Raw genomic sequence first — 16,413 nt, forward strand, 5'->3', positions numbered from 1 at the left:
TATCGTGTTAAGTTATTATTGAACGGATGATTTTGGTTTGAGATAACCGGAAACGATATCAATTAAATGATGTTTACCCGTAGTAGCAGAATCATCCGGTAGTATGAAATCGTAGTGAAACTCCCACCAGAATACTCCTCTGTAACCTTGTCGGGTAATCCATTTAATCTTTTCTAAGATTGTAGACGGGTTTTCCATTGTGATGAATTCTTTTTGATCAGGAGAGAAGTAATAGGATACCTGTTCGGTCTTGTCATATTCTTCTTTCCATCCTTGATTGAGAAGAGGTAGAAAATCGTTGTAGCTGAAGTATTGACCATACTGATTTAATTTACCTTCTATCTTCTGCCCAGGCATAATGTTTTTGTATCGGAAACCATAGTTTGCGAGTCCGATACATAATTGTTTCGGGCTGAACACTTTCCAATGTTCTAATGATGTTTTGATCTCTGCTAACGGAGTATTATGAGTGGCAGTGTTTCCCCATATGCCTCCTCCCATATCATAAGTCATAATATTAATCCAGTCCACATCTTTACTGACCTTATTTGCTAACTTTTGGTCATATCGCTGGAAGTAGTGAAGAGCGGTGGTTAAGTAATAGTATTTATTTTTAAGGATTGACAGTTTGTTTAGTTCAGTGCGAATTTCATGTATAAAGATCGCATGCAAGCCTAATTCCACTCCGGTTTCCCAGTCTATCTCAATTCCATCATAATTGTATTTATCTATTAGCCGTATCATATAATTGATAAACTTTTTTCGTCTGGAAGTATTCTCAACAATCGCATTAAAACCTTCTCCTGCAAAAGAAAGTAATACTCTGGTTCCTTTTTCATGAGCAGTATTGATCATTTGAGGAACAAGAGGCATCCCATAAGGTGCTTTTTCATACTCAAATAAGTTAGCATGTTGATATATGCTATCCATTGATACATCGAAATCTATTTCATTCCATTGTGGAGCAGCCATAAGGTAAATAAACTGAAATGTATCATAATCTGAGCATTCTATTTCTTTTGTGTTATGCAATGATCCTCCTACTGAATAAGTTGTGTGGATAAAATCGGGTAATTGAGGCTGTGAAGATTGGGCATTCATTACTCTTCCTGCAATGAATGCATACATAAGTAACAGGATGATTCTTTTCATGGTAGTTGTATATTGATAGAGTTTTAAATGTATGAAAAAAGAATTAACAGTAATAACCCGAATTACTATTTCTTTGACTACTGTTAATCCTATTTAGAAAAAAGACGTTGTTATCCTACCTCTTTATGAGGTTCTGAGAATATCTTCTTCCCTTACTATTCAAAACCGAGATTATATAAATGCCGCGTTCCAATTGTTGGCAATTTTGCGTTACAGAGTTTTCCTCCGAATATGATTTTTGCGTGATGAGCTTTCCCTCGGGCGTATAAATAGACAAGTTCACAATTCGTTCATCATTAGGCAATGTACAGGTGAAGTAATCATTTACCGGATTAGGATAAACAATGTGCTGTTTGTTGCTTTGGTGCACTGCTTCTACTCCAGTTGGCATATTCTCATCTGTATAGAGGTAATCTACATTGGATGCCATTACAAAATTCACGGCGCGACACAGTGATAATTCGTCTGTTGCCGCTAAGTCATTCCCCATATCCCAGTACATTAGTCCTGGCAAATTGTTGTCTATAACAAATTGAGCTCGTTCTTTTACCTGGTTGACACTACATACCAGATAATTATTTCCATCGGGAGTTGTTATACTTGTGACGTCCGGACGGGGATCATAACCGATGACACTTCTATAGCCATTTTCTACTCCACTGGCACTTCCTGTTGAAGTAGTTGCACCATAAGAGAGTACAATTTTATTCTTAGGATATTTATTTTTAATACCATTATATGCACTTTTGAATCCATCCATTGTGAAGAACTGCCTGTTGGTATATACCTGGAATGAGAATCTATTAGCAGCATCAATCGCATTTTGGTTTAAGTTATAAGCTACGGCATGAGGTGAAGATGAAACAATTTTATCCGGCATTTTCTCTTTTAATAAAGCGATGAGATTAGAATAATTGGTTACTCCCGGATTAGAGTAAGCCCATTCCATATCCGTCTCTACTCCATCTACTTTGGTGGCATCTACTATCTCTTTTATCTGATTGGCCATTTTTTCACGTTTAGCAGCGTCTCCTAACGTGTTTTGCCAATTATCATGTCCTGAGATACCCAGTCTCATGGTATAGCCGGTTCTTCCTTCGAAAGCGGAACGCATAATTTTTATGAATTCGTCCGTTGAGAAGGAGTCATATCCTAACCATTCCGGATCATCATATTGATAGTAGGTCGTGGCACAGGCTGCATATACTTCATCAATATAGCCTCCGATGGAAGGCATTGCCATTCCTTCTTCCATCTCTTTTTTCATATAATCAGAGCTGCATTCCCGATGCCATACGGTGGTCTGATCTAGTTTGGCATTTAAATTTTCTCCGATAATTAGGGGAACATCGCTGTAAATTGATAGATCAGAATCGAGAATTATTGATGGCCCTTCGTCAGGAAAACGAGATTTTCCATTAAAACCTACCCTGAATAATTGCTTTTCTCTTCCCGGAACAGCACTGGTAGCACTTGCAGTTGAGGTACTTATACCGATATGTATCCATTCGCCGGTTTTGAGATAGGGTTTACTTGTTGTTCCTAAATCTTTCCAAATATAATCTGTTCCGTTCAACCTGACAATTAACTCATGCTTCTCCTCATTTCCCAAGCGTACAGAAAAACCTTCCGTTGCAGAACGTTCTTTACGGAATAAATAAGCACCTTGGGTCCATTTTTCAAGATAAATCCATGTTAAGAGGGAATATTGATTTTTCTTTTTGTACCATCCGTCTTCTGGGTGTAAGGCCCTTAGACCAGCATTTATTTGTGCACCTTCTCCTTGTAGAGACAATACACCAGAGTGTTCCTTGAAATCTTTCAGATATGTTCCATTGATAATTGTTGCATGGTTGTTAGGGGTAGATAAATAGGCTTCTCCTTTGTTGTTTGTTTCAATACCTAAGATGATAATATCATTAGCCATCAGGTAATTTTCTTTTTGGATATTACGATCAAAAAAACGTGTAATATTGGTGTATGCGGTTAATATTTTGTATTCAAAATATGGATTGTCTGTCACCTTTTCCCGGGTAACTCCTGCATTTAGTTTACCATGATGGACATTGGTATAATCATATAGTTTTTGTATACAGTTTTTTTGATCTCCTTTATAATATGCTACCAGATTTTGATAATTAGGATGGAAAGAATTCACTGTGTTTTGCCATAAGAGATAGTTGGTATCAATATTGGTATTCCAGAAACGTATTTCATCGATGCGTCCTGTATAATTGTGCCCAATTTCTACATCTGCTTCACTGGCGGGAATGTTCATAGCCGTTGCATTGGAAATTACTTTCATATTATTGATCCATACATTGATCCCTTCCTGTGATTGCATAATTGTAATCTGAGTCCAGACATTAGTTTTAAGTGCTTCTGATGTGATTGGCAATTCTTGATTTCCTGCCTTGTAGATAAGGGTTCCTTCATTTCCCAATTTCAATCCCATAAACTCTGTTTCAGTACCTCGTTTCCAGATGCAGGCTCCTTGTGTCCATACTGAAGGAGATATCCAACACTGAAGGGTGTATGTATCTTTATTATTTAATGAAGTGATAGAACCGCAATTGATACTTCCTGAATCCGTAAATTTGAATGCATAATTCTCTATTTGTGCAAAAGAGGATACGGCGCTTAATAATAGAAAGAAAAACAAGATGTGTCGTTTCATAAGCATTTTTTTTATATAGTTTATTATGAAAAAAGTTCGCCAATCCGGAATTTAGAATTGACGAACTTCTTTTAATTCTAGTTTTTACTTAGATACTTTAAATCTTTCATTACCTACTTGCACGATAAAGATACCGTTATCTTTTAATAAGATATTTTCGGTAGATTGCGTAGCAGTAAATGAAGTAATCATTGCTCCTAAAGTATTATATACTGTAATCTTTTCACCAGACAGATTACCAATGTATAGGTTATTACCAGTTACAGAATAATTGTATGAAGAAACTGTTTGATTTTGAATAGCAGTTGGTGCTGGATTCATCGTTAATGTTTTGTGTGCTACTGTGACGGGCTCTCCGGTGGGGTTGATTGTTATTTTGATTTCTTTAATTAATAAAGCACTCGTAGTTACAAATTTATCGAATGAGAATTTGATGAGGAGGGGCACTTGTTCATCATCACCATTGAAAGTGAAATCCCCTTCTTGTGTACACCATGTATCAGCATCTTCCGTTTCATAGGTATAAGCAAGTAATTCGTCACCATAGTTATTAAATGGTTTGGTATTGATACTATAATCATTCATTCGTATTGCAAATGCTTTAGAATCATCTGAATAATCGTCTGCCGGGAGACAAATTCTCCATGTTATGGATAAACGTGCTTTATATTCTTTATTTTGATAATTAGCACCACTCATTTTATATCCTAAAAAGAGTGCCATGGCTGGCCATTCTATATCACCAACAAGTTGGCTTGCATTCGGTTTAATACCGTATTTAAATACTTCGTCCGTACATGCATGCCCTTTAAAACACAGTACTTTACCTACTTCTCCTCCTAAGTCTATAATGTTACTCATAGTACGCATATAAGGAGTATTTCCTTGATCTATACCGTTTTTGACATTAAACTTTCCCCATCCCATCAGGTAGGTATAACCACCTGCATCACTTTTATAAACAGGATTTTTAGCTGTTGCATTAGTAGTATACTCTGCCTCTGCCACTCCATCATATACAAAAGGTCCTACTTCCTGATTAGCAAATACAAATTTAGCAGGAGTTACGTCTACATTTTCTTGAGCAAATGTAGCGTTAGTGATAGCTAATGAAATTAGCATTGAAAATAATGTAATCTTCTTCATAATAAAAAAATAATATGGTTAATAAATCGGTTTATAAAAAAGACAGTTTATCATTGTCTTTTCTGGATGCAAATATCCGAATCGTTTCGTGGGGTGAACTCCGTTATTGTCTCAAAGAAGTCAGAAATTTGCTAAATCTGATAAAACATGTGGTTAGGTATTGTTATTATATTGTTTGTTTTTAGCTTTTAGAGCATTATATATGATTTATGATATATTTTAGACGTTGTCTGATGTCGAAAGAAGAGTGTCTGCATACTTTTGTTCCCAAATTTGAAGTGAACTTAATTTTAATTATTATGAAGAACAAATTTATTATTCCACTATTTTTTGCAATGCTATTTCTTTTTTTCTGGGCTTGCGATGATGACTCTAATTCTAAAAAAGAAATTACCATGGAGATTGAAGTCAAAGATGCGTCAGGTGTCGTTCTCAAAGCTTATCCTCTTGACAGAACTAATTTGGATGTCGATACCCTACTTCGTTCTAAAAAGATTCTTCAAAAAACAGGAGATTCAATTGTGTTGGATAAAGAGGCTTTTGATTTTATATTCCATATTACATCCAATGCAAGCTGGAAGCTCTCAAAGCAAAAAGCATGGGCAGCAACAGGTTCAATAACCTGGCTCGCAAATCCGCAACCTACTTTTGGGGGAGGTAATTCTACTACAACTTCAAGCGTAAAAGTAAATACGAGTGTTAAGGATCGTCGCGCTTATATCTATTTTACAACAGGTGACTCTTCCTGTGTGAAGAAGTATGTCATTTTTCAGAAGGGAAATTATTAAACATCATCTAATATTATGTCAAAATGAAAAGTCTATTTATTAAATTATTTTTGTGTTGCTTAATGTTTTGTGCAACAACAGTTTTTGCACAAGAATTAAAAATCACAGGGATAGTAGTCGACAGTGAGAATATGGGGCTTCCGGGTGTAAATGTTACTCTAAAGGATGGTACAACAGGTACAATAACTGATATAGATGGTAATTTTACGATTAAAGTACCAAGTAGAAAATCCAATCTTATTTTTTCTTTTATCGGATATGCCCAACAAGAAGTATCAGTAGGAGATAAAAACAGTTTGCGTATTAAATTGGTTGAAGACTCAAAGATGATTGATGAAGTGGTTATAGTTGGATTCGGTACGCAGAAGAAAGAGAATCTGACAGGTGCAGTGAAAAGTGTTGATGTAAAAGTACTGGATGCACGCCCGATAACCAATGTCGTCTCTGGCTTGCAAGGAGCTGTAGCAGGTTTGAGTATTACGAATGATAATGGAGGAGCCCCCGGACAAAAAATGAATATAAATATTCGTGGTACGGGTACAGTAGGGACATCGTCCAAAGGAGACCCTTTGGTGTTGATTGATGGTATTGAAGGTGATTTGTCTCTGGTAAATCCGAATGATATTGAGAATATTTCAGTGTTGAAAGATGCAGCCGCTGCTTCTATTTATGGTTCACGTGCTCCGTTCGGTGTACTTTTGGTTACTACAAAGAAAGGTAAGAAAGGGCTTGCTGTCACTTATAGCGGGAATATCCGTATGCAAAATCCGTTGAATACTCCTCATATGGTCGATTCATATACACACGCATTGGTTTCTAACGATGCTAATCAGAATGCTGGTGGCGGTGCTCTTTTTGGACAGGGTATGTTGGACAAGATTTTAGCTTATCAGCAAGGACAAAAGATGTATGATAAAGATGGTAATGATAAACATATAGAATGGGGTACAGGACCTCGTGGTGAAACGATTATGGATGATTGGGAATGGGAAAGTGGAACATGGGCCAATACAAATTGGTATGATGTTTACCTGAAAAAAATATCTTACTCTCAGGAACATAATGTGAATTTAAGTGGTGGCAATGATAAGTTGACATACTATGTTTCGGGACGATATTACCAACAAAACGGTTTATATAACTATATGAAAGATGAGTATAATACACTTTCTGTGAATGGTAACTTTAACTTCACAATCAATGATAAAATTTCATTTGCATGGAATACACGTTTGACGTCTGAAACTACTGACAAACCTTCTGCTATGAATGATTTGTTTTTTAGAAATCTAAGTAAACTGTTTCCTACAACTCCGCTAACTATGCCAAACGGTGATTATAATGCATATTCTTTTGTTCCGGCGTTGCGTGATGGAGGGCAGCAGGTTTCTAATAATCAATTATTCTACAACCAGTTTAAGTTAACTATTGAACCGGTAAAGGACTGGAAAATATACGTTGACTTTTCTAACCGTATTGAAACGCCTACTTATACTCGTCAGATTAAACAATTACAAGAAGTATTACCTAACGGAGAGGAAAGATATATACCTGTTTTCAAGGGACTTAGTAGTGGAGACTATAAGGTCAAAGATGGTGGTTTTGATATACAACCGGCTGCTGGAGACCGTTGGTATGAGGAGCAGAATACGCATATAACTTATTATAATGCAAATGCCAGAACGGATTATGAGAAAAAGTTTGGTAAACATTATTTTAAAGTGTTGCTGGGTACACAACTTGAATACTATAAAACGAATAAAGTAGCCGTGGGAAGCACGGGAGTTATTCTTGATGATACTCCATTTCTTCCGTCAACTTCTGGTGAAAGTAATCTTATTGGTTACAATAGTAAAGGCGATTGGGCTACTCTCGGTATATTTGCTCGTATTAATTACTCATGGAATGACCGCTATCTATTGGAAGCAAACTTCCGTACGGATGCTGCTTCCCGTTTTCCTTCGAATCAACGTTGGGGATACTTTCCCTCTTTTTCGGCCGGATGGAATATTGCTCAGGAGAACTTTTTTGAAAACTTGAGAGATAAAGGATTTGATATGTTGAAACTTAGAGCATCGTATGGCTCTTTGGGTAATCAGAATACAAAAAATATATATCCATATTTTGAACATGTAGAAACTGGGACTCCCTCATATACTTTTGATGGTTCTCAAATAGGGAGTATTCTTGCACCGAAGCCATTTTCTACCAGTATAACATGGGAAACAGTTAAAACGATAGACTTAGGTCTTGATATCGCGTTATTGTCAAATCGTTTGAGTGCATCTTTTGACTGGTACCAACGTACTACGGAGGAGATGGTTGGTCCTGCCAAAGCGTTGCCTAATGTTTTTGGAGCAGAGGTGCCTGATACAAACAATGCTGAATTTCGTACTACAGGATGGGAGCTTGAAATAGCTTGGCGTGATCGTATTAATTCCGATTGGAGTTATGAGATTAGCGCTTCGGTGAGTGACTATACTGAAAAGATACTGAAGTATGATTCTGCCGATAAACCATTGAAAGAAGGTAAGTTTTTTACAGGTAAACATTTTGGTGATATTTATGGATATCGGGTGCACGGTATTGCTAAGAATGATGATGAAATGAATGAATGGATTGCAGCCGGACACGACCAAAGCGCTTTTTCTAAAGTATGGGGAGGTGGTGACTTTATGTATGAGGACTTGAATAATGATGGCAAAATTGACAATGGTTCTAATACTTGGGATAATCGTGGCGACTTAGATGTGATTGGTAATTCTACTCCCAGATATCAATATGGATTTCGTGGTTCATTGGTGTGGAAATTTATCGACTTCAGTATGTTCTGGCAGGGTATCGGTAAAAGAGATTTGTATTTTACAGCTAGTAACTTTGATGGTATAGGAGATGCCTATGACCGTCCAATAGCCAAAGAACATATGGATTATTTCAGGTATGCAGATAACTATTTTGGTGAGAATCTGGATGCTTATTACGCTCGTCCCCGGACGGATGCTGCAAACAATCAGGTGAATGATTATTATCTTCAAAATGGGGCATATTTGCGTTTGAAGAATGTTACTATTGGTTATACTTTACCTCAAAATCTGAGGGTGAGCAAAATTATTAAGAAACTTCGTGTTTATGTATCTGGTGAAAATCTTCTGACATTCTCTCCTTTGCGTATTTATGATCCGGAAGCTATCGGATTGTCATCGGCAACTTGGGGGCCGGGTATGACTTATCCAATGTTCCGTACATATTCAATTGGTTTATCTGCAACATTCTAAATAATGAGGATTATAGAAATGAAAAAAAATATAATAATAGTATTGGTTACAATGGGGTTGCTTTCTTCCTGCGATGACTTTTTGCAACGTACCCCGCTGGATTTTGGTTCTTCGGTTACTTATTTCAATACTTCCACTGATTTGCGGGATGCTGCAAATAACTTTTATGAGCTTTTTCCGGGAAATAATGAACCCCAGAAAGATGGATTATTTACTGTAGACAACAATAGCGACAATCAGTGTGGAGGATGGTCGGATTCTAATTTTTATCCAGGCAGTAGAGTTACACCTGATCTGGAAAATAGTGAATGGAAATTTGGGGATCTCCGTGAAATTAATTACTTTATTGCTTTGATAGAGGAACGAATGAAAGCTGGTGTAATAAGTGGGCCAGAAGCCGATATTAATCATTATCTGGGTGAATTCTATTTCTTTAGGGCTTATGAGCATTTCAGATTACTGAAATCCTTTGGCGATGCTCCGATTATAAATAAAGTTCCAAGTGATAATGAAGAAGAATTGAAGTTGGTTAGTATACGGCAACCTCGTAATGAAGTAGCACGTTTTGCTATCGATGATTTAATTACTGCATGTGGATTATTACAACCAGCTGCTCCTCAGATGAATCGTTTGAATAGAGCTTGCGCCCAATTGATGTTGGCACGTGTGGCATTGTTTGAGGCTACGTGGGAGAAGTACCATGCGAATACAGTGTTTGTCCCTGGTAATCCTAAATGGTTTGGCGCGAAAGCACATCCTGATTTTGCTTTTAAGAGTGGCAGTGCTGAAAAAGAAATTGAGTATTTTTTTGATTTAGCTATTGAATATGCGCAAAAAGCTTCAGAGGGTAGAACGCTCTCCGATAATTATGAGGCTTTATTCAATTCTACCGGCACGGAGAAGCTTTCAGAAATGATATTGGTGAAAAAATATGCTGTTGGGGCGGTAGCTCACAGTGTACCAAAACTATTGGCTGCCGGTTCTAATAATTGTGGATATACACAAGCATTAGTGAACTCTTTCTTAATGAAAGATGGATTACCAATTTATGCTTCAGATGAATATGTGGAAGAACGTAGAGATACTTCTATTGTAACGGAGATGATAGATCGTGATGAGCGTTTGGTAGTATCCGTTAATAAACCTGGTGATTTGAATGTGGAAGCTTACGATAATGTTGCTGCATCTTATCTGGGGATACCACGTATCCTTAACACTACTGAAACAGGTTCTCCCACGGGGTATGAAATTCGTAAGTATCATGTTACGAATCCAGAGCAGGCCAATGAATTTTCCAAAGGAATTACGGATACTCCAATATTTCGTTTGGCAGAAGCTTATCTGATTTATATGGAAGCTTATTACGAAAGACATAATGCATTAGATTCTTATTGTAAAACTTTTTGGGAAGCTTTGCGAACTCGGGCAAAGGTAAATGTTAATTATCAATATACAATCGATCATACCGACTTGGATAAAGAGAATGATTTGGCTGTGTGGTCTAAAGGGATATTGATAGATAAGACCTTGTATAACATCCGTCGTGAACGTAGATGTGAATTTATTGCCGAAGGATTCCGTTTGGATGATTTACGCCGTTGGAGAGCTTTGGATATGATGAATGCGAAAGGAAATAAAAATCCAATGGATGATAATGAAGGGTATGTGATGAGGGGTTTCAATCTTTGGGATCAGTTTTATACTCGTTATGTCCTGTCTGAGTTAAACAAAGCAGGTGTTGTTAGTCCGGAAAGTGATGGTGCACGTATTTGTCCTCACCGAAGATATATTTCGGATAAAGCTTATGGCGGTTATAACTTCCCGAAAGCACATTATTTGGATCCCGTACCTGTAAGTGAAATTATTATGACATCTCAAAACTCAGATGCTTCTACATCTACTATTTATCAGAGTCCTGGATGGCCTTATAAGAGTGCTGGCGTGGCTGCAGGTAATGATGAATATGACTATGATTAATAGATTTCTTTTGTGGAAGTAAATATTTTAATGGAGTCTCTTCGGCACAGAATGTAATGCCCCTGAGGCTCTGTTTATTAATGAATTACAGTTTTGAGATGAAGATTAAAAGAAAGAGAACCATGCTTGATACATTGAGAAATATTCTGTTAATTATGTTTTGCTTGTTATGCGATTTCTGCATAGCAAAAGTTACAGATAAGCCATTTGTTATTCCTGAACTAAAGGAATGGACGGTAAAGAAAGGCTATTTTACATTCGATGAAGGTTCGAGAATTGTGTATAATCAGAAGCAGCCGGATTTAGTACGTATTGCACAGCAATTATCTGATGATTATTATAAAATGTTTAATCGAAAGTTACAGATTGTCTCCGGAGCATCCCGGGTTGGTGATATTGAAATCGTATTACATCCTGATAAACATTTAGGTAAAGAGGGATATTCGATTGTTTTATCAGATCGTGTAGTGATATCTGCACCTGAGGCTATCGGTATCTATTGGGGAACCCGTACACTATTACAACTCGCAGAACAGAATGATAATCTGCGAATCCCAAGAGGAGTTATCCGCGACTATCCCGACTCATCTATCCGTGGCTTTATGCTCGATTGCGGACGTAAGTTTATTCCGATGTCTTATCTGAATGATCTGGTGAAAGTGATGTCCTATTATAAAATGAATACGCTACAAATTCATTTGAATGATAATGGATTTAAGCAATATTTTGATCATAACTGGGGTAAGACATATGCTGCTTTCCGACTGGAGTCCGATACCTATCCGGGTTTGACTGCTTTTGATGGCTTTTATACAAAGGCTGAGTTTCGAGAGTTTCAGAAGTGGGCTGTGAATTATGGAATTGAAATAATTCCGGAGATCGATGTACCTGCACATTCATTATGTTTCTCTCAATATATGCCCGAAATAGGTAGTGAGAAATATGGGATGGATCATCTGGATCTTTTTTCGTCTAAAACCTATGATTTTTTAGACGGACTTTTCAAAGAATATCTGGAAGGAGATGATCCGGTGTTTTGTGGAAAACGTGTCCACATCGGTACGGATGAATATTCTAATGAAGACCGGAAAGTGGTGGAAAAATTCCGGTATTTTACCGATCATTACATTCGTCTGGTAGAAAGTTATGGTAAACAAGCCTGTCTATGGGGAGCATTGACACATGCCAAAGGAGAAACCCCGGTTAAGTCGGAAAACGTTATCATGAGTAACTGGTCCATTGGTTTTGCCAACCCCAAAGACATGATTGCAGAGGGATATCAGCTGATTAGTATTCCGGACAGATTGTTATATATTGTTCCGGGTGCTCCTTATTACCATGACTATTTGAATTTGAAGCAGTTGTATGAAGAATGGACCCCTGGACAGATTGGAGGAGAAGCTTTGGCTGAGGACAATCCGGCTATTCTTGGGGGAATGTTTGCTTTATGGAATGACCATGTTGGGAATGGGATTTCTATTAAAGATATTCATCATCGGATATTTCCTGCCATGCAAACGCTATCAGTAAAAACGTGGACAAGGGATCAGGCATCTTTATCTTTTGCCGATTTCAATAAAAAGCGCAAAATACTGAGTGAAGCACCCGGAGTGAATCAACTGGCACGGGTGGGAGATGGGACGTCATTGGTATATGAAACAGAAGAGATAACTCCTGGTTCTGCGATCGGGCTGACTGAGATTGGTTATAATTATACAGTTTCTTTTGACCTTCAATCAATGAATGAAACAGAAGGAACAGAACTGTTCCGCTCACCTAATGCTGTTTTTTATTTGTCCGATCCGATCTGTGGATTATTAGGGTTTGCACGCGATGGCTATTTGAATACGTTCAGATATAAAGTTCGTGACGGAGAGAATGATCATATACAGATCAGTGGAGACAGTTGTTCTACTACGTTAAAAGTGAATGGCAAAGTAATAGATCATATGAATATTCAAATGAATTATTATAACCAGGGAAAAGATTCATTAGAGTATTACCGGACGCTTGTGTTTCCACTGGAAAAGGCTGGGAAGTTCAGGAGCCATATTAGTAATTTTAAAGTTTATAACTATTGTAAAGAGTAACTCTTATGATGAAAAGAATAAATCTACTACTTATTTTAATTGTGCAGCTTTGGTATGCAGAAGCACAGGTTCGCACAGAACATTATTTAGAGAAGGGCTGGAAGTTTACCCGTGAAGACAATGCTGGTTTTAGTGCTGCCAATTGTGATGATACTTCGTGGCAAACGGTTACAATCCCCCATGATTGGGCTATCTATGGTCCTTTCGATAGGAATAATGACCTGCAGAAGGTCGCGATTGTGCAGGATGGACAGGAAACTGAGATGGCACATGCCGGACGGACAGGAGGATTACCGTTTGTAGGTACAGGATGGTATCGCCTGAAATTTGAAGTTCCTGAATTTACGAAAGATAAAAAAGCTACTTTGATTTTTGACGGTGCCATGAGCCATGCTCAGGTCTATGTTAACGGTAATAAGGTCGGATACTGGCCCTATGGTTATAACTCTTTTTATTTAGATGTAACTCCTTATTTAAAAGAAAAGGTCGTTAATACATTAGCAGTCCGTTTGGAAAATAAGCCGGAATCTTCCCGGTGGTATCCGGGAGCAGGCTTGTATCGTAATGTGCATTTACGGATAAATAATCCGGTACACATTCCGGTATGGGGGACACAATTGGCTACTCCGGTAGTAAATAAAGATTTTGCCAAAGTGAATTTGAAAACGAGATTGGATGCAGGCATGCCAAACTCAGTAGGATATCGTATTATTACAGAAATCAAGGATAAGGATGGCAGGATAATAGATCATGGAGAAAAGTTATTAGAATATGGTGATGAGAATGTTTTCGAACAGAATTTCATAGTGAAATCACCTTTACTATGGTCGCCTGATACTCCTGATTTATATAAAGCATATTCCAGGATATATTCCGGGCAAACATTGTTAGATGAACATGTAACTACTTTTGGTATTCGTTCACTCGAGTTTATCCCCGATAAAGGATTCTTTCTGAATGGTGAGAAGACTTATTTTAAAGGAGTTTGCATACATCATGATTCAGGGCCATTGGGTGGTGCTGTAAACGATGCAGCTATTCGTCGGCAGATTCGTATTATGAAAGAAATGGGTTGTAATGCCATTCGTACTTCTCATAATATGCCTGCGCCCGAATTGATAAAAGCTTGTGATGAAATGGGGATGATGGTGATGGCTGAAACCTTCGATGAGTGGATGGAGGCTAAATGTGTGAACGGTTATCATCAGAATTTTAAAGAATGGTCGGAAAAAGACATGATTAACTTGTTACACCAGTTTCGGAACAATCCGAGTATTGTTATGTGGTGCATCGGAAATGAAGTTACCGAGCAGTGGAGCAATGCGGAGTTAGGAGCAAAAATAACCCGTTATTTACAGGATATATGCCATCGGGAAGACCCTACACGTCCGGTAACTATGGGAATGGATGCACCGGATGTGGTTATAAAAAACAATATGGCTGCTGTTTTGGATATTCCCGGTTTTAATTATCGTCCGCACAGATATCAGATAAATTATGCAAAGCTACCGCAACAAATAATACTTGGTAGTGAAACGGCTTCTACGGTTAGTTCCCGGGGAGTTTATAAATTCCCGGTAGTACGTCAGGATATGAAGAAGTATGATGATCATCAAGCCTCTTCTTACGATGTAGAATTCTGTGCCTGGTCCAATCTGCCCGAAGATGATTTCATTCAGCACGAAGATTTACCTTATTGTATTGGTGAATTTGTATGGACTGGTTTTGATTATTTAGGTGAACCTACTCCTTACTATACCGATTGGCCCAGCCACTCTTCTTTGTTTGGTATAGTAGATCTTGCCGGTTTACCTAAAGATCGTTATTATTTATATCGCAGCCATTGGAATGGGGAGAAAGAAACATTACATATTCTTCCGCATTGGAATTGGAAAGGGCGTGAAGGAGAAGTAACTCCGGTTTTTGTTTATACCAATTATCCTTCGGCCGAACTGTTTATTAATGGTAAAAGTCAGGGTAAGCGTACCAAAGACATGAGTGTCACCTTATTCAATAGCGAAGACTCTGTTTCTATGCGTGAATTCAAACGTCAGAAACGTTATCGGTTAATGTGGATGGATACCCGTTACGAGCCGGGTACGATAAAGGTTGTGGCTTATGATAAGGATGGGAAGGCAGTCGCTGAGAAAGAGATACATACTGCTGGCGTGCCCCACCATATTGAGTTGATTCCCGACAGGAAAGAAATTCAGGCTGACGGAAAAGATTTGTCTTTTGTAACTGTGCGGATTGTTGATAAAGAGGGTAGCCTTTGTCCTGGTGCGGGGCATCTGTTAAACTTTAAAGTAAAAGGTGCAGGTACTTATCGTGCAGGAGCCAATGGAGATCCCGCTTGTCTGGATTTGTTTCACTTGCCTCAGATGCATGCTTTCAATGGCATGATGACAGCAATAGTGCAATCTTCGGATAATGCAGGGAAAATTGTATTGGAAGTTACCGGTAAAGGATTGAAGAAAGCTACTCTTGTGATTGAAAGCCGATAGAAAATCTTGTTGATTAATTTGGGGCCAATTAGTAAATATACGTTTATTCTTATTAAATTAGCGCGATTTATGAAAGTTAGCAAAGATTGATTATGGAACGAATATGGGCTATATACTGGATGATTCAAGCTTTATTACTCTTGCTGTGTAGAGGCATGGGGATGATGGAGGTTGTTGTGTCGGCAGCCATTGCATTGGCATTGTGCGTCTTGCGGCTGTTTTGGGAGAACAAAGTTTATAATATACTATTCTTAATTCTTTTCTTTGTATATTCCATAGCATATGTATGCTTGTTTACGCTCTTATATATATTTTTTCATCCAGCAAAAGAGCAGTATATCGAATTTTCTATTGTAATTTTGATAGGATTAGTCAATTTTTCTATAGTCTTGTGGAAAGTAATAAGAGCCATTCGCCTAAAATAAACTTTCGGAAACTTGACTTTTACATTTTATATCGTATCTTTGTCACTGTAACTATAAAGTAGATTCAGTTAAACTACACATATAAGGAGGAAGTCTAAGCTTTCTCCTTATTTTTATGTATATAGCCAATAGAACGTTTGTGAGTAGGGTGTTTTCTACAATTCTTCCCGGTACTTACCGAAAATATCTCGGCATGTAACGGTTCGTTTGTTACTATGTTACGATGCATTTCCCGGTATGTTGCGATGCAAATGCTATTGTGTTGCAATGTAACAGCCATTTTCTCCCGAAATGTCCTCTTTTCAGTTAAGAATCAATAAATCTGCTCTTGACAAGATTCTCCCGGTAACCGCCTTTTTCTGTTTATCTTTTTTAGCCC

General features: G+C 37.8%; 8 protein-coding genes. 5 read left to right on the forward strand and 3 right to left on the reverse strand.

The window, feature by feature from the left end; genetic code table 11:
* Nucleotides 1-15: 15 nt before the first annotated feature.
* The 3 genes from QX565_RS08340 to QX565_RS08350 all read right to left on the reverse strand — a co-directional run bounded on the left by QX565_RS08340 (nucleotide 16) and on the right by QX565_RS08350 (nucleotide 4,975).
* A complete protein-coding gene (locus tag QX565_RS08340; RefSeq protein ID WP_289292433.1) occupies nucleotides 16-1,152 on the reverse strand; it encodes a glycosyl hydrolase family 18 protein in 1,137 nt (378 codons plus the stop codon).
* Nucleotides 1,153-1,267: 115 nt separating this feature from the next.
* The gene (locus QX565_RS08345; RefSeq protein ID WP_289292434.1) at nucleotides 1,268-3,829 is read right to left on the reverse strand and encodes a LamG-like jellyroll fold domain-containing protein; all 2,562 of its coding nucleotides are present in this window, start codon (nucleotides 3,827-3,829) and stop codon (nucleotides 1,268-1,270) included.
* An 84-nt stretch (nucleotides 3,830-3,913) separates the two neighbouring features.
* A complete protein-coding gene (locus tag QX565_RS08350) occupies nucleotides 3,914-4,975 on the reverse strand; it encodes a hypothetical protein (protein ID WP_221650891.1) in 1,062 nt (353 codons plus the stop codon).
* Nucleotides 4,976-5,274: 299 nt separating this feature from the next.
* On the opposite strand from QX565_RS08350, the gene QX565_RS08355 reads away from it, so the two are divergent.
* The 5 genes from QX565_RS08355 to galB all read left to right on the forward strand — a co-directional run bounded on the left by QX565_RS08355 (nucleotide 5,275) and on the right by galB (nucleotide 15,609).
* Nucleotides 5,275-5,763, forward strand: coding sequence for a hypothetical protein (locus QX565_RS08355; protein WP_221650892.1), 489 nt, complete (start codon nucleotides 5,275-5,277; stop codon nucleotides 5,761-5,763).
* Between the two features lie 23 nt (nucleotides 5,764-5,786).
* On the forward strand, nucleotides 5,787-9,038 hold the full coding sequence (locus QX565_RS08360) for a SusC/RagA family TonB-linked outer membrane protein (protein ID WP_221650893.1): 3,252 nt from the start codon (nucleotides 5,787-5,789) through the stop codon (nucleotides 9,036-9,038).
* An 18-nt stretch (nucleotides 9,039-9,056) separates the two neighbouring features.
* On the forward strand, nucleotides 9,057-11,015 hold the full coding sequence (locus QX565_RS08365) for a RagB/SusD family nutrient uptake outer membrane protein (protein WP_221650894.1): 1,959 nt from the start codon (nucleotides 9,057-9,059) through the stop codon (nucleotides 11,013-11,015).
* Between the two features lie 98 nt (nucleotides 11,016-11,113).
* Nucleotides 11,114-13,105, forward strand: a complete 1,992-nt coding sequence (locus tag QX565_RS08370) for a beta-N-acetylhexosaminidase (protein WP_414429716.1) — start codon at nucleotides 11,114-11,116, stop codon at nucleotides 13,103-13,105.
* A 5-nt stretch (nucleotides 13,106-13,110) separates the two neighbouring features.
* Nucleotides 13,111-15,609 carry a beta-galactosidase GalB gene (galB, locus tag QX565_RS08375; RefSeq protein WP_289292437.1) on the forward strand — a complete coding sequence of 833 codons (2,499 nt, stop codon included), beginning with the start codon at nucleotides 13,111-13,113 and terminating at the stop codon, nucleotides 15,607-15,609.
* The last annotated feature ends 804 nt before the right edge of the window (nucleotides 15,610-16,413 follow it).

This window comes from Bacteroides sp. 41_26, assembly GCF_949740115.1.
Taxonomy (GTDB): Bacteria; Bacteroidota; Bacteroidia; order Bacteroidales; family Bacteroidaceae; genus Bacteroides; species Bacteroides nordii.